Source organism: Streptomyces macrolidinus (genome assembly GCF_023887685.1).
GTDB lineage: Bacteria > Actinomycetota > Actinomycetes > Streptomycetales > Streptomycetaceae > Streptomyces > Streptomyces macrolidinus.
This window is the reverse complement of sequence record NZ_JAMWMR010000021.1, coordinates 14,127-29,589: the sequence shown is the minus strand read 5'-3', so window position 1 is coordinate 29,589 and position 15,463 is coordinate 14,127. Positions and strand designations below refer to the sequence as shown.

General features: G+C 71.3%; 11 protein-coding genes. 8 read left to right on the top strand and 3 right to left on the bottom strand.

Going from position 1 to position 15,463, the window contains the following annotated elements; translation table 11 throughout:
- The first annotated feature begins 49 nt into the window (after positions 1-49).
- Genes NGF19_RS21645 through NGF19_RS21635 form a run of 3 tightly spaced genes read left to right on the top strand, consistent with a single transcriptional unit; the run spans position 50 to position 3,980 of the window.
- Positions 50-1,837, top strand: coding sequence for a non-ribosomal peptide synthetase (locus NGF19_RS21645; protein ID WP_252426730.1), 1,788 nt, complete (start codon positions 50-52; stop codon positions 1,835-1,837).
- Positions 1,834-2,634, top strand: a complete 801-nt coding sequence (locus NGF19_RS21640; protein ID WP_252426729.1) for a thioesterase II family protein — start codon at positions 1,834-1,836, stop codon at positions 2,632-2,634. Before NGF19_RS21645 ends, NGF19_RS21640 begins: the two co-directional genes overlap by 4 nt.
- A complete protein-coding gene (locus tag NGF19_RS21635; protein ID WP_252426728.1) occupies positions 2,631-3,980 on the top strand; it encodes a cytochrome P450 in 1,350 nt (449 codons plus the stop codon). The genes NGF19_RS21640 and NGF19_RS21635 overlap by 4 nt, the downstream gene beginning before the upstream one ends.
- A gap of 408 nt (positions 3,981-4,388) precedes the next feature.
- Here NGF19_RS21635 and NGF19_RS21630 read toward each other — a convergent pair whose 3' ends face one another.
- Entirely contained in the window at positions 4,389-7,430 is a 3,042-nt protein-coding gene (locus NGF19_RS21630) for an AfsR/SARP family transcriptional regulator (RefSeq protein ID WP_252426727.1), read from the bottom strand.
- A gap of 267 nt (positions 7,431-7,697) precedes the next feature.
- On the opposite strand from NGF19_RS21630, the gene NGF19_RS21625 reads away from it, so the two are divergent.
- The gene (locus NGF19_RS21625) at positions 7,698-9,215 is read left to right on the top strand and encodes an FAD-binding oxidoreductase (protein ID WP_252426726.1); all 1,518 of its coding nucleotides are present in this window, start codon (positions 7,698-7,700) and stop codon (positions 9,213-9,215) included.
- Positions 9,212-10,483 (top strand): acyl-CoA dehydrogenase family protein, encoded by a 1,272-nt coding sequence (locus NGF19_RS21620; RefSeq protein WP_252426725.1) that lies wholly within the window; start codon positions 9,212-9,214, stop codon positions 10,481-10,483. The genes NGF19_RS21625 and NGF19_RS21620 overlap by 4 nt, the downstream gene beginning before the upstream one ends.
- Positions 10,484-10,508: 25 nt before the next feature.
- Here NGF19_RS21620 and NGF19_RS21615 read toward each other — a convergent pair whose 3' ends face one another.
- Positions 10,509-11,498 (bottom strand): NAD-dependent epimerase/dehydratase family protein, encoded by a 990-nt coding sequence (locus tag NGF19_RS21615; RefSeq protein WP_252426724.1) that lies wholly within the window; start codon positions 11,496-11,498, stop codon positions 10,509-10,511.
- A 215-nt stretch (positions 11,499-11,713) separates the two neighbouring features.
- Here NGF19_RS21615 and NGF19_RS21610 point away from each other — a divergent pair, with 215 nt between their 5' ends.
- Positions 11,714-12,478, top strand: a complete 765-nt coding sequence (locus tag NGF19_RS21610) for a glucose 1-dehydrogenase (protein WP_252426723.1) — start codon at positions 11,714-11,716, stop codon at positions 12,476-12,478.
- Between the two features lie 608 nt (positions 12,479-13,086).
- Here NGF19_RS21610 and NGF19_RS21605 read toward each other — a convergent pair.
- The gene (locus NGF19_RS21605; RefSeq protein ID WP_252426722.1) at positions 13,087-14,076 is read right to left on the bottom strand and encodes a ScbA/BarX family gamma-butyrolactone biosynthesis protein; all 990 of its coding nucleotides are present in this window, start codon (positions 14,074-14,076) and stop codon (positions 13,087-13,089) included.
- 182 nt (positions 14,077-14,258) lie between these two features.
- On the opposite strand from NGF19_RS21605, the gene NGF19_RS21600 reads away from it, so the two are divergent.
- On the top strand, positions 14,259-14,933 hold the full coding sequence (locus NGF19_RS21600; RefSeq protein WP_308288508.1) for a ScbR family autoregulator-binding transcription factor: 675 nt from the start codon (positions 14,259-14,261) through the stop codon (positions 14,931-14,933).
- Between the two features lie 168 nt (positions 14,934-15,101).
- Positions 15,102-15,443, top strand: a complete 342-nt coding sequence (locus tag NGF19_RS21595) for a LysR family transcriptional regulator (protein WP_252426720.1) — start codon at positions 15,102-15,104, stop codon at positions 15,441-15,443.
- Positions 15,444-15,463 lie beyond the last annotated feature (20 nt).

Genomic DNA, 15,463 nt, shown 5'->3' with positions numbered 1-15,463 from the left:
CGGAGCCCGCCGGGAAGGATTCCGGAAGGCGATGCGGAGGATTCCCTCCATGACAAGACTCCAACTTCGCGCGATATCAGACCAGTTCGACCCGCCCCGCCTTGAACAGCGCGTCTGCGACGCGGTCCTGGAACAGGCCGAACAGCACCCGGACCGCCCCGCCGTGATCTGCGGCGGCGACACGCTCTCGTACGGCGAACTCGTGACGTCGGCTTCGACGTTGGCCCGTACGGTCAGCAGAGACGGCCCCCATGCCGGACCCCGCCGGATCGGGATCCTGTCGCACCGGACCCTCGCCACCGTCACCCAGGCACTGGGCGTCTGGCTGTCCGGCCGGTCCTTCGTCTTCCTCGACCCCAAGGCACCCGAGGCCACCGCCCGGCACATCAGGTCCTCCTCCGGGGTCTTCGCGGTGCTCGATCCGCTGACCGGACGGCAGCGGGCGTACCCGCGGGAGAGCGCCGACCCCATGCCCGTACCCGTGCCGGACGACGAGGCGTACGTGCTCTTCACCTCGGGCACCAGCGGCCGGCCCAAGGGCGTGTCCGTCTCCCAGGAGAACCTGGCCGTCTCCAACGCCGCGCGGCTCGCCGTCTACGAGGGCTTCGGCACCCCCGTCTTCCTGCTGCTCTCGCCGTTCCACTTCGACTCGTCGGTGGCCGGCGTCTGGGGCACCCTCGCGGCCGGCGGCACGCTGGTCGTGGCCGGGGAGGAGGAGCGGCGCTCCCCCGAGGCACTGGTCGCACTCGTCGCCCGGCACAAGGTGACACACACCCTGACGGTGCCGAGCTTCTACGCCGAACTCCTGCACACCGTACGGGAGAACGAGCCCCTGGCCCGCGACCTGGCCTCGCTGCGACTGGTGGTGTGCGCGGGCGAGTCGCTCTCCCGCAGCGTCATCGACCAGCACTTCGCGCTGCTGCCCGCGGTCAGCCTCGGCAATGAGTACGGGCCCACCGAGTGCACCGTCTGGTCCACCTACCGCGTCTACGACAAGCCCGCCGAGCCCAGTATCGGCCGAGCGGTCCCGGGCACGACCGTCCACCTCCTGGACCAGCGTCTGCGCGAGGTCCCGCAGGGCGCGGTCGGCCAGATCGCAATCTCCGGCCGCAGCGTGACCCGCGGATACGTCGCCGACGAGCGGGAGACCAGGACCAAGTTCGTCGACATGGCGACCGGGACCGGGCCGACCGTACGTGTCTATCTCACCGGTGACCTCGGCCGCTGGTCGCAGCAGGGCGAACTGGAGTTCGTGGGACGGCTCGACAACGAGGTCAAGATCCGCGGCGTACGGGTGCACCTGGAGACGATCGAGGAGGCGCTGACCGCCCACCCCGGTATCAACTCCGCCGCCGTCGCCCACGACCCCGACACATCGACCTGCTACGCCTTCGTCGTCAAGGAGGCGGGCACGGCGGCCGACGCGCAGGTCGACGCGGCGTCCGTGCGCCGGTTCGTGACCGAGACACTCGGTGGCGCCGTCGTCCCCGACCGGATCCTGTTCACCGACTCCCTGCCCCGCTCCGCGCACGACAAGATCGACCGGGCGGCCCTGCTGGTGACGGCGCGCACCGCGACCGCCGAGGCGGCCCCCGCCACCGCCGTCGGCGCGGACGACGCCCTCGCCCGTCGCGTCGCACAGGCCTGGGAGCAGATCCTCGGCGTCCCGGTGCGCGAGGGCGAGTCGGGCACCTTCTTCGACCTCGGCGGCAACTCCCTGACCATCCTCAAGCTCACCCGCGCCCTCGGGAAGATCGCCGGACGGCCCGTCGGGGTCAAGCAGGTGTACCGCTGCGGCACGATCCCCCAGCAGGTCGACCTGCTGACGCGGTCATGAGGCGGCCCCCGGCCGCACCGGCCACCGCCATCCGGGCACTCGACCCCGCGCAGCGCACGGAGCCCGAGGACCCGCGCCCGGCCGTGCTGTGCTTCCCGCACGCCGGCGGCTGCGCCTCGTTCTTCCGGCCCTGGCAGCCGCTGCTGCCCACGGCCCGGGTCCACGCCGTGCAGTACCCGGGGCGGGAGGACCGCATCCTGGACGAGTCACCGGTCGACCTGCGCGCACTCGCCGAGGCCGTGGCCGAGGAGATCCTCGCGGGCGGCGAGCGGTACTCCCTCCTGTTCGGGCACAGCATGGGCGCGTACGTCGCCTTCGAGGTCGCCGCCTGTCTGCGCGACGCCGGAGCCGAGGCGCCCACGCTGGTCGTCTCGTCCGCCGCCGCGCCCGCGCTGCGGCCACCGGTCCCGTACGAGGACACCGCGGACGTCCTGCGCTACCTCGAACGCTACGAGCCGTTGAGCCCGCAGATCCGGCAGGACGAGGAGCTGCTGGAGCTGATCCTCGACTACATCAAGGAAGACCTCCGTCTGGTCGCCCACTACCACGAGCACGTCGGCAAGCGGATCGACGCTCGGCTGGTTGCCGTCGTCGGCGCGGACGACATCCCGGAGATCCGCGCCCGGTTCCGGCCGTGGCGGCAGCACACGGACGGCGCGTTCGTCCCGGTGGTGACGCCGGGCGGGCACTTCTACCTGCGTGAGCGTCCCCCCGTCGGGCTGATCGCCGCCGAACTCGCCCGGCACACGCGGTACCCGCATCCGGTCGGCCACCGTTCCTGGGAGAAGGCATCGTGAGCGACACCTTCCACACCACTGTCCCCCACACCCGCCACAGCAGCGACACCCGCCACAGTATCGACGACATCGCCCGGCTCCTCGACGGCGAGACCTACCGGCACGGCAACCCGTTCGCACTCTGGCGCTGGATGCGGGAGAACGCGCCCGTGGTGCGGCATGAGCCCGGCGTCTTCCCCGCCTTCTGGTCGCTCACCCGGTTCGACGAGGTGAAGCAGGTGCTGCGGGACGCCGAGACCTTCAGCTCGTCCTCCGGCATCCTGCTGCGCCCGCTGGCCCAGGGCGAGGACCCCGGCAGCAACCGCACCCTGGCCCTGTCCGACGCACCACGCCACCAGGCGCTGCGCGGCGCGGTCGCGGGCTGGTTCGCGCCCAGGAACCTGCGGCGGCTGTCGGAGTTCCTGGACTCGGCGGCGCACGCGGCCGTGCGGTCGGCCGTCGAGGCCGCGCGGATCGACTTCGTCGGTGAGGTCGCCGCGAAGCTGCCCCTCGAGGTCGTCTGCTCGTTCCTGGGCATTCCCGACGAGGACCGGCCGTTCCTCGTGGAGTGGTCGACGGACGCGTTCTGCGCCGGCACGGCCGAGGAACGCAGCATCGCCCACCTCCAGATCCTCGACTACTTCGGCGACCTGGTCGAGCGCCGCCGTGAGCGACCGGGCGAGGACCTGGTCAGTGTGCTGGCCACCCTGACCTACCAGGGCGAACTCCTGCCCGTGGACGAGGTGGTCCTCAACTGCGACAACCTGCTGGTCGGCGGGACCGAGAACGTACGGCTCGCCATGTCCGGCGGCATGCTCGCCCTGCTGCGCAACCCGCACCAACTGGCGCTGCTGCGCGACGACTTCGACAACCTGGCGGGCACCGCGATCGACGAGATCCTCCGGTGGACGTCGAGCGCCACGCACATCATGCGCCGGACGACCAGGGACGTGGAGCTGGGCGGGCGGCTGATCCGCGAGGGCGAACTGGTCGTGTGCTGGCTGACCTCCGTGGACCGCGACCCGGCGCACTTCACCGACCCCGACGTCTTCGACATCCGCCGCTCCCCGAACCGCCACCTCGCGCTGGGCGCGGGCCCGCACTACTGCGTGGGCAGGCAGTTGGCGAAGCTGGAGATCCAGGCCGTACTACGGGAGTTCTTCGCCCAGGTCGGCGAAGTGACCCTCGACGGCGAACCCGAGTACCTGGAATCCATCGTGGTCAACGGCCTGCGCTCCCTCCCCCTGCGGCTCACCTCCGCGGGCCCGGTACCGGTCCGGGAATCGATCGGGAACGGGCCCGAGGAGCATCCGTGCTGTCGAAGCCGATCAGGGTCAACAGCCCTCAGTACGAAGGTGGAACCATGACGCTCAGCAAGCTAGTGCCGTGTCAGGCAACGTTCGCCCCGTCGCGGCGCCCGGCACGCTCCCCCAAGCTCTGCGAGCAGGGGGGACCCCCACTCGCCGCACCGGACGAAAGCCCACGTACATCCAGTACGAGGGCTTCCGCCCGGCACTCCCCCAAGCTCTTCGAGCAGGGGGGACCCCCAGAGAGCACGCACCGAACGCCGCTCCTTGACGGGCGAACGTTGCCTGACACGGCACTAGCCTCGGTCGTCGGAACGGTCGGCCTGGCGGTCGCCGTGGGGTTCGGTGCCGCCGCGCCGACGCACCTGGCACGTCCGGCACACCCCTCGGCCGCCCAGCGGACCCTGGCCAACGGGACCGGCCCCGCCGTCCACGTCCCCTGACCGGGCCCGACCCGTGCGGAACCCGTCAGACCATCAGCGACGCGTTCATCGGAACCCCCATCTCCTTGAAGAGGTCGTAGGCCCGCTGCCGATGGACCCCGGACTGCCGGAAGTCGCCCATGCCTTCCAGTACTTCGGCCATCTCGTTCAGGGCGCGCGCGATCTCCATGCGGTAGTCGACGGCGACCGCGTGGCCGTGCGCGCTCGTGTGCAGGGCCAGCGCCCTCGGGTAGTCGCCGCGCCTGCGGTGGAAGCGGCCGAGGACGTTCTCCACGGTGGCGTTGCGCGTCGCGGTGCCCTTGGAGCGGATCATCCGCAGGGACTCGGCCGCGTACTGCGTCGCCCGCTCCACCGCGCCGACCCCCTCACTCGCCTCGGCGGCGAGCGCCAGGGTGAGGGCGAGGTTCTCCGGCATACGGGACTCGTCGCCCAACTCCAGTGCCCGCTCCAGGGGAACGAGCGCCGCGGCGGGCTGCCCCATGCCGAGCCGGGCCGTCGCCAGATCGGTCAGGGCGATGATCTCCTCGCCGCGCGCCTCGGAGCCCTGGCACAGCAGCGCGGCACGTTCGGCCGCCGCCGCCGCGTCCTCGTACCGCCCGAACCAGGCGTACACGGTGCTCAGATTGCACCACGCGTAGGACCGCTGGCGGCCGTCGGGCAGCTCCTCGTGCAGGGCGACGGCCTGCTCCAAGTAGCGCTCCGCCATGCCGAGATGGCCAAGGCAACTGTGCAGCAGCCCCAGTTGGTCGAGACAGATCGACTCCTGGCCCCGCTCGCCGTGGCGCCGCGTCAGCTCAAGTGCCTCGGACACGGCGGCGATCCCCTCCCGGAACCGGCCGAGCTTCCACAGCACGGCCGACAGGTTCGTCAGACTCAGACACAGCGTGCGCGGCTCGTCCAGTCTGCGGGCCGCGGCGACCGCGACACCCGCGGCGTGGAGGTACTCCGCCAGGTAACTGCGGGAGTTCAGATGGAAGACGAGGTTGCGGGCGAGATGGACGGCATGGTGGTGGAAGCCCTCCCGCTCCGCGCGCTCGACGGCGGCGAGCAGCATGACGTGCTCCCGGTCGAAGAACTCCTCCGCCCGGACCGCGTCCTTGAGCCGGGGCAACTGGAACGCCGTCGCGGTGCTGGAGCGTTCACCGATCCGGGCCCGCCCCGGATACAGCGTGCGGCAGGCGCTCTCCGTCACCGCCAGGCAGTAGTCGAGCAGCCGCCCGAACGCCGCCCGCTCCTCCCGCCGTTGCTGCCCGAGCAACCGCCGGGCGAAGCTGCGCACCAGGTCGTGGAACGCGTACCGGCCGATCTCGTACTGCTCGACCAGATGCATGTCCAGCAGGTGCTCCAGCAGGTCCTCGGCCTCGCGCGGCCGGACACCGAGCAGCGCCGCCGCCGCGAGGGCGTCGGTCTCCGCACCGGGATGCAGGCCCAACAGCCGGAAGGCGGCCCGCTGTTCGTCGTCCAGCGCCTGGTACGACAGACGCAGCGTCGCCTCCACACTGTGGTCCCCGGACGTCAACTCGTCCAGCCGCCGGGCCTCGTCGTCCAGTCGCTCGACCAGGTACCGCACGGTCCAGCGCGGCCTGCTGCACAGCCGGGCGGTGGCCACGCGCAGGGCGAGCGGCAGCCGACCGCACAGCGCGCTCAACTCCGCCACGGCCCGAGGCTCGGCCGCCGCGCGCTCCGCACCGAGGGCCGCGCGGATCAGTTCAAGGCTGTCCGACGGCGACATCGTCCCGAGCGACAGCCAGTCGGCGCCGTCAAGACCCGCCAGACGGTTCCGACTCGCCACCAGGACCAGGCAGCCCGCCGACGCCGGGATCAGCGGCCGGACCTGCGCGGCGTCCAGGGCGTTGTCCAGGACGAGCAGCAGTCGGCGCCCGGCCAGCGTGGCGCGCCACAACTCGACCCGCCCGTCGGCGTCGTCGGGGATCCGCTCGCTCGGTACGCCCAGGGTGCGCAGCAGCGCGCCGAGGACCGCGGCCGGCCTGCGGGGCCGCTCGCCGGGGGTGAAGCCGCGCAGATCGGCGTAGAGCTGCCCGTCCGGGTAGCGGTCGGCGAGGCGGTGGGCGGCACGGACGGCCAGGGCGGTCTTGCCGCTGCCGCCCATGCCGTCGATCGCCACGATCCGTACGGCATCGCCCTCGGGCGGCTCGGCCAGCTCCAGCAGGCGGCGCAACTCCCGGTCCCGGCCCGCGAAGTCGGTCAGATCGTGCGGCAGCGTGCACGGCGCGGTCACGCTCTGCGGAGCCGTCGCCGGCGGCTGCTCGGCAGGGGCGGCCTCCCTCTGCTCCCGTACGGCCGGTGCCACCGCGGCCAGTTCGGGGCTGTCACGCAGAATCCCCTCGTACAAGCTGGTCAGTCGGGGGCTGGGATCGATGCCCAGCTCCTCGACCAGGAGGTCCCGCACCGTGCGGAACTCCTCCAGGGCCTCGGCCTGCCGCCCCGACCGGTACAGCGCGACCATCAGATGGCCGCGCAGGGTCTCCCACAGCGGGTGCTCCGCGATGAGCTGCCGCAGATCGCCGAGCAACTCGCCCGACTCCCCGAGTGCCAGCCGGAGTTCGACCAGTTGCTCCACCGCCGCCAATCGTCGCTCCTCCAACACGGCGGAGGCGGCGGCGATCACCGAACCGCCGCTGCCGCCCAGGACCGGGCCGCGCCACAGCGCGAGCGCGGCCCGCAGCAGGTCCGCCGCCTCGGCCGTACGACCGCTCTCCTGCGCCTCGCGCGCCTGGCGCAGACGTAGCGAGAACCGACTGAGGTCCAGGTTCTCGGGGTCCACGGCCAGGCGGTATCCCGGCCCCTCGGTGACGAGCAGGGCACCGCCGTCGGGGATGCGCTGGCGCAGATCGGCGATGGCCTTGCGTACCTGGTGCTCGGCCGTGCGCGGCGGGCTGTCGTCCCAGACCGCCTCCACGAGCCGGGAGACCGGGACCATGCGGCCCGGCTCCAGCAGCAGCGTGGTGAGGACCCGGGTGGGCACGGGCCCGCCCAGCTTCAGCCAGATGTCGCCGACCGTGACCTCCAAGGAGCCCAAGACGGCGAAGCGAACATCCCCACTCACGCGATCCCCCATCGTCACTGCCTCGCCCGAGGTCCTGCGCACCGCCACGCGGCTCATCGCAGCGTAGGGGCGTGGTCCGCGGTCGCATGCAAAATGCGCGCACGCTCGCGAACGTACCTGCGCCCGGACGACTCGCGGATGCGCGAACCCGACAAGGGACGTGCGCGTTCATGACAACATACCGGCAGCCCGGTTTTCTAACATGGCGGTGTCCTTCACCCGCCCCGCCCCGTGCACCGGGCCCAAGGAACGCCGGAGGTCTGTCCCATGACCCTCTTCCCCGCAACCGGCACCCCCCAGCGCCAGACCGGCGTCGGCATCGACTTCTGGACCGTGCTGGCACGTATCGGGCAGATGGTGGGCGGTGACCGGGTGAGCCTGCCGGTCGAGGAGACGACCCACGTCCCGATCACCCCGCTCGGCCCCAACACCGGCCGCTACCGCTCGCGCGCGGTGCGCGCCGTCGTCCGCCCCCGCACCGCCGACGACGTACGCGGCATCGTCGAACTGTTCGCCGACAGCGGCATCGCCGCCTCCTTGCACGCCTACGGCACCGGCGCCAACTGGGGCCTCGGCTCCCGCGAACCCGCCCGCGACGGCGCGGTCGTCCTCGACCTGTCCGGCCTCGACCGCATCCGGGACATCGACGTCGCCCAGGGCTGGGCCGTCCTCGAACCGGGCGTCACCCAGGCGCGTCTCGCCACGCTCCTCGAAGGCACCGAGCGGATGGTGAACCTCACCGCGTCCTCCGCCCACACCAGCGTCGTGGGCAACGCCCTGGACCGCGGTGTGGGACTGCGTCACCAGCGGGTGGAGGATCTGATGGGCCTCGAAGTGGTCCTGCCGGACGGCGAGTCGGTACGGGTGGGCTGGTGGCCCGAGCCCGACCGCCCCACCCCCGTCTACGCCCATGGACTCGGCCCGTCGCTGGTGCAGCTCTTCGTCCAGTCCGACCTCGGCGTGGTGACGGCCGCGACGGTCCGGCTGCTGCCCCGGCCGGAGGCACTGCGCGTGGTCCGGCTGAACTTCACACCCGACCGCACGGAGGCGGCGACCGCCGCGGTACGCCGCTGGGTCGCCCAGGGACTGACCAGCGGCGTCGTGAAGATCTACAACGAGGCCGCCGCCCGCGCCTACGGCAGCCCGCCCGGCCGGTGTCTGGTCCATGTGTGCGTCGACGGAACCCCTGAGGCGGTCCAGGCACTGACCGGCGTCGTCACCGCCGAGGCCACACGCTCGGGCCTGTTCACCGAGGTGTCCGACAGCGACGCGACCGACCCGGACACCCCCCACCACGACATCGCCGTACAGGTGGAGCGCGCCTACGCGGGTGACCCGGACCCCACGGACACCCTGTTCGAGACCAAGACCGGCCACTCGGCCGGGACGCTGGACAAGGAAGGCGGCATCCTCCTCTTCCTTCCCCTCGTGCCCTTCACCGGGCCCGCGCTCGCCCGGGTCGGCGAACTGCTCGAACAGGTCCTCGCCGAGACCGGAATCCGCTGCGGGGCCACGCTCAACGCGCTGAACGCGGACGTCGTCGACTGCGTCGTCACGATGCGGTTCGCCCGCGAGGACGAACACGCCACCGCGAACGCCCACCGGGCCCTGAACCGGCTCTACACCCTCTTCACGGCCGAGGGGTTCATCCCCTACCGCCTCGACGTCGAGCACACCGGATGGGCGGGCCGACTGACCGCCGGAACCGGCGAACGGGCCCTCGCCCAGCGCCTGAAGGACCTCCTCGACCCGCAGCAGGTCATCGCTCCGGGGCGCTACGCATGAGCGCGCCGCGCCCGACAGGGCTGACTGACACGGCGGTTGACGTACCCGACCTGACCGCCGAGGAGATCCTCGCGCGAGCCCGCGCCGTCGCCCCACGCCTGCGCGAGCGCGCCGAAGACATCGAGGAGCACCGGCAGTTGCCCGCCGACGTGGTGGAACTGCTGCGCGGCACCGGCGTGTTCCGTATGGCCGTGCCCAAGGAGTTCGGCGGGCCCGAACTCGACGCCGTGCAGCAGACGGAGGCCATCGAGGCCCTCGCCGCCGGTGACGCCTCCGCCGCCTGGTGCGCCATGATCGGCATGGACACCGCGATCTACGCCGGCTACCTCGCCGAGGACACCGCCCGACGACTGCTCGCCGACCCCGACGCCGTCACCGCCGGAGCCATCATGCCGATGGGGCGCGCCGAGCGGGTGCCCGGTGGCTACCGGGTCTCCGGGCAGTGGCACTTCGGCAGCGGCATCACCCACTGCACCTGGGTCGTCGGCGGCGTCCTGGTCACCCGCGACGGCGCACCCGAACCGGGCCCGCCCGGCACACCGGGCAACTGGCGGGTCGTCATCGCGCCCGTGACCGACTTCGAACTCCAGGACACCTGGTACGCCACGGGGTTGGCCGGTTCGGGCAGCCGCGACTACCGGACGCAGAACCTGTACGTGCCCGAGGAGTTCACCTTCAGCTTCGCCGCCCCACGGGTCACCGGAGCCGCAGCCGCCCCTGACGCGGTCCTGCGGAACATGCCGGGCGTGCCGCTGGGCGTGGCGCGCGCCGCCCTGGACCATGTGCGGCACCTGGCCACGACGCGCATCGACCGCGCCACCGGCACACCGTGGACCGAGGACTACCGGGTGCAGACCGTCATCGCCCAGGCGGAGATGGACCTGGCCGCCGCCCGCTACGCCGTCTACGGCAGTCTGCGCGAGCAGTGGGACAGCCTGGAGGCGGGGCATGAGCTGAGCCCCGACCAGCGGGTGGCCACCGTGCTGGCCCGGGTCAACGCCTTCCGTACGGCCCGCTCGGTGGTGGCCACGCTGTTCGACCTCGTGGCCACGGCCGCCGTCTACCGGCCGTCGGTTCTCGACCGTCAACTGCGCGATCTCAACGTCATGTGCCAGCACGTCATGGCTCAGGACCAGGTCGTGCAGTCCGCCGGAGCCCATCTCCTGGGCGGCGCCCCGCGCAACGCGTACAGCCTCGGCCTCGTACCGGGCCCCCGCCCCGGCCGGCCGGAGGCCCGGGTCCGGCGGGACGGGTACGAGAGGCCCTGAGTGGAGCGTCGTGTCGAGGAACGGGTCACCGGACCGCAGCGGCGACCGGTGCGTCATGCCGCCGCCCTGCGAGACAGGAGCGGTACCAGGACCCGCTCAAGGCGAAGTCCTCGGCGAAGCTCCGGCCGGGAGCCTGTCCCATCAACCCCCACAGCCGGGAGGTGTCGTACCAGTGGTCGACCGTGAGCAGAGACAGCCGCCGCTGCCAGTGCGGATCCTCGCACGCACCGGGCCAGGAGCGCGCCTGCTCCTGCGATATCTCGCCGGAGGGCAGCGGCAGGCCCACGGCACGGGCCGCCGCCGCGAACAGGTCGTGTCCGCTGACCGGTTTGGGGCGCCCGGCGTGCAACACCTCACCGCGCGGCAGCAGTCGCGTCAACGCCAGGCGGGCGATCACCCAGGCCAGGTCGTCGGCGCCGATGACCGACATCAGCGCCCTGCCGCCGTCCACCCAGTGCGGCAGGACCCGCATGAACCGCACCATCGAGGGCACCACCCACTGGTCACCGGCCCCGTAGACCAGATGGGGACGCAGCACCAGACCGCCCGCCGCCAGCACCTGTTCCTCGCCTGCGAGCCGGCTGACGCTCGTCGGCGAGACCGGGCCGACGGCCAACTGGCCCTCGGGGGTGCCCAGATGACGGCCGTCCTGGTAGACGGCCGTGGTTCCCAGCTTGATGATCCGGGAGACCCCGGCCCGCTCCGTCTCCGCGAGCAGCGCGCGCGTCCCGGTGTCGTTGACCGCGCGGCACTGCTCCGTACTGCCCCCGATCTGCGAGGCCAGATGCACCACGGTGTCGACCCCGTCGCACAGGCCGCGCAGGGAGGCGAGGTCGCACAGCGTGCCGCGGCGCACCTCCACTTGACCGGTGCCGGGCAGTCGCGGCGGGGTGCGGTGGACCAGCAGGCGGATCTGCGGCGCGCTGGGATGCGGGTGCATGGAGGCGAGGAGGGCAGCCACCCGGGCACCGATGAATCCGGTGCCGCCCGTGATCAGAATGCGTTGTCCTGCCATGTTCTCGTCCCTTTCAGCCGCGTGCGGGTGTGGACGGTTCAGGCCGTACGAGGCGCGTGGAGCGCCGGAATTCGGCCGCGCGCGTCGAGTCGACGCGGCGGACGGCAGGCCGTCGAAGGGCACCGGTGGTGCCGGGGTCGGACGGGGAGGAAGTGGATCAGGCCAAGTGTTTGCCGAAGCGATAGTGGAAGGCCCTCCTCCGATAGCGTGAGATCATGACGCAACAGGGCCTTCTTGCAGGCAAATCTGCCTTTGTCACAGGTGCGAGCAGTGGCATCGGGGCCGCCGCCGCACGGGTGTTCTGTCGCGAAGGTGCCGCGGTCATGCTGGTGTCCCGGCGTGAGGACCGACTGGCCTGTCTGGCCGCGGAGTTGCGGGGCCGGGGACACGACGTCGACTACGTGACCGCCGATGTCGCGCGCAGCGGCGAGGTGGCGGCAGCCGTGGAGCGGACGCTCAGCCGATTCGGCGGGCTGGATGTCGCCTTCAACAACGCGGGCGTCGGAGCGACGCGCACTCCGTTGCATGTCATGCCGGACGAGCTGTACGACACGATCATGGACACGAACGTGCGCGGAGTGTGGAACTGCATGCGCCATCAGATCCGCGTGATGCTCGCGCACGGCGGCGCGATCGTGAACACCAGCAGCACCGCCGGGCTGGTGGCCACCCCGGTCGCCGCCCCCTACGTCGCCTCCAAGCACGCCGTCCTCGGGCTGACCAAGGCCGCGGCCGTGGAGTACGCGGCACAGGGCATCCGTATCAACGCGATCGCGCCCGGTTCCACGCACAGCGAGATGATCGACACCTGGCTCCAAGAGGAGCCCGGCGCCCGGGAGTTGCTGCTGAACGCGGCTCCGCTGCCGCATATCGCGGACCCCGAGGAGGTCGCCGAGGCGGCGGCCTGGCTGTGCAGCGACCGGGCCTCGTTCGTGGTCGGGGCCACCATGCCGGTGGACGGCGGCTGGACGGTGCGTTGACCGTGACGTACTCACCGACCGGCCAAGTAGTCCTGCAGGCAAGAAGGTTGAGCCCTGGAAGGGCGGACGCGAGGGGAGGGCACGGCGCATGACAGTGACGGGCGTTCGGCCGGGAGGCGGTGGACACGGGCCGGGGCGCGTGTCTCCTCGCGTGGACCGCGAGGCCGGCCGTACGTCCTCCTCCTCTCCGGGGTCTGCCATGAGGGACGGTGTATGTGCCCGTTCGGTGCCGTACCGTGCCGCGGCACGACGGGATTCGGCCGACGGCCTGCGGGAAGCGACGGCGGAAGCGGAGAACGCCGTTCACACACCGGGCGGGTCCTGCCGGGAAGAGCGGCGGACACGGACGGCGGGCTGTGCCGCAGACCTCGGATCACGAAGGAACGTCCCGATGAGCGTCGCACGACGGACGGTCGGGCGGGTGAACGCGAGGCGTCGCGCGGTGGTGAGGCACCGGAGGCGTGGGGTGCGTTCACACCGGCTGTCGGTAGACGGCTCGCGTGGGGGAGAGAGAGGAGCGGCTGCGCCGGGCGTCCTCCCGGGTGATACGCGCGGCGTGCGCCGCGGGCCCTGGGGGCCGTGTGCCCTAGGGCAACTCCAGACAGGCCCTAGCGGGCGACGGGCTGCTCGAAGCGGATGGTGAACGCGAGCTGCCCGTCCTGATGACCCGTCACCTCGACGCGGGCCGTGCCGTCGTCGGCGATGCCGGGGTGGGCCTCGATACGGCAGGGCGTGCCGAGTTCGACGTAACGGCCGAAGTTCATCTCGGAGGCCTGCGGGCTGAACCGCCCGGTCGCCGTGCTCAGATGGGCGGCCTGCTGGGCGGCCTCGACGAGAACCATCGCCGGCACATGATCGTTGGGCCGGTCGAAGAAGAGTTCATTGGACAGATCGGTGCGCAACTGCCAAGTGTCCGGGGCGCCTTCGGGGGTGAGAACCACATCGCAGGTTCGGCCGCGGTGCACGGTCTTCGGGTCCACCGGGGTGGGCAGTACGGCGTGCGAGGCAAGGGAAGAGGTGGTCGGCAACTGCCCGCGTATGCGCGTATAGGCGGCGGGCGACGTGACGTTGAACCGGATGGAGCCGCTGCCGACGGTGCGGTCCTCCGACATCAGGACCATCTCCATCGTGGCGCTCGCCGGCACGCTCGCCCGTCGTCTGACCTCGGTGACCTCCACCTCCAGGGTCAGCGACGTGGGCTCGGCGGAGCGGGCCGGGAGCCAGTCGGGCTCGAGCCGGTGGCACAGCTCCCACATCACGAACTGATGCCCCTGGGGCACTCCGAGTCCGGCGTGCGAGACGAGGAGCGTGGTCTGACGGATCGTCTCCAGGACGAGCGAGGCGGTGTAGCGGCCGTCCGGTGTGAGGTAGAGGGCGTGTTCGCGCGGCCAGCGCGCGGAGACGCTGAAGCGCGTGTCGCTGTGCTGCGTCAGACGAGTGGGCAGGACATCGCGCGGATGGGCCCGGTGTACCAGCGTCCTGTCGACGGGCAGAGCCGGATCGGCCGGCGTACTCCCCGTCGTGACGTCGGGGAGCGCGGTGTGGTGCGTTCCGCGGTGGGCTTTCCGGACTGCCGTAGCCGTAGCACTCAAGGTCATTGCCGCTTCTTTCTGGGTGAAGGTGCATGACTGTGACGAGGTGCACGAGGCGCGGAGTATGGCTGATTGGCTCCGCGCTCGGTAAGGTACAGGCATGCGGGTTTGTTTTTCAATGGGAGAGATGAACCGGCGTCAGGCAAGGTCGCCGTCCCCAGGACGGCCGGGCACAGAGAGGGGGCCGCGTGGCACGACAAGAGCGTGCGCTCAGGACCAGGAAAGCGATCTTGGAAGCGGCCGGAGAGGTCTTCGCCGAGCACGGCTATGCGGGGGCCACGATCTTCGACGTCTACAGCAGGTGCGGGGTCACGAAGGGAGCCTTCTACTTCCACTTCCCCTCGAAGGTGGCGCTCGCTCAGGCCGTACTGGACGAGCAGGTGAGCGGTCAGATCGGCTATCTGGAGATGCCACCGGCCGACCATCCGGTCAAGCTCCAGGACGCCCTCGACGTCGGGTTGTTGGTGTCCCACCGGCTCACCTTCGACCGGATGTTGCAGGGCAGTATCCGGCTCGCGGTGGACCAGGTGCACGAGATCGACCGCCGCGTTCCTTATCAGGCGTGGTTCGACGTGCACGTCCAGATCCTCACCGAGGCCGAGCGTCGGGGGGAGTTGCTGCCGGACGTGGACGTGGCCGACGCCGCGCAGATGATCGTCGGCGCGTTCAGCGGCGTGCAGTTGCTCTCGGAGGTGATGAGCGACCGCAGTGATCTGGAGGAGCGGATCGCCGTCCTCTACCGCTCCCTCGCCCGGTCGATCGCGACCCCCGAGACGCTGGCGAAGCTCGACATCTCCGCCGACCGCGGCAAGCAGCTCATGGCCAGGGTCGAGCGGGACAAGCAGGAGGAGCGGTCCGCCTAGTGTGCGAGTCCGCCGCGGGGTCGGGGGTTCCGGCGGCGGACTCGGCGTATGTCCCTTTCGAGGCTCGGGAGTTCGAGGGCCCGGAAGTTTGAGGGTCCGGAAGCGCGAAGGCTCGAAAGAATACAGGCAGGCTGGTATGTTCTCTGGTCCAGGGAGTACAGGAAGTACGTGACCGGAGAGGGGAGCCGTGTCATGCAGTTTCAGCAGTTACGCGCATTCCGCGAGGTGGCGGCGGAACTGAGCGTCACGCGGGCCGCGAAGAACCTGCACTACGCCCAGTCGACCGTCACGGCCCAGATCAAGAACCTTGAAGAATCCGTCGGCACCGAGCTGTTCGACCGCAGTCGCCGTCAACTCTCCCTGACCGAAGCGGGGTTGGCGCTGCTGCCGCACGCGGAACGCATCATCGAGATCGCCGAGACCGCCCGGCGCGAGGTCCGCGCCGTACAGCAGGGCCCTGCCCGCCACGGCCGGTGCGGCCGTCGCATGACCCGACAGGCCTTGCTCTGACGCCCTGTTGGGCCCTTGAA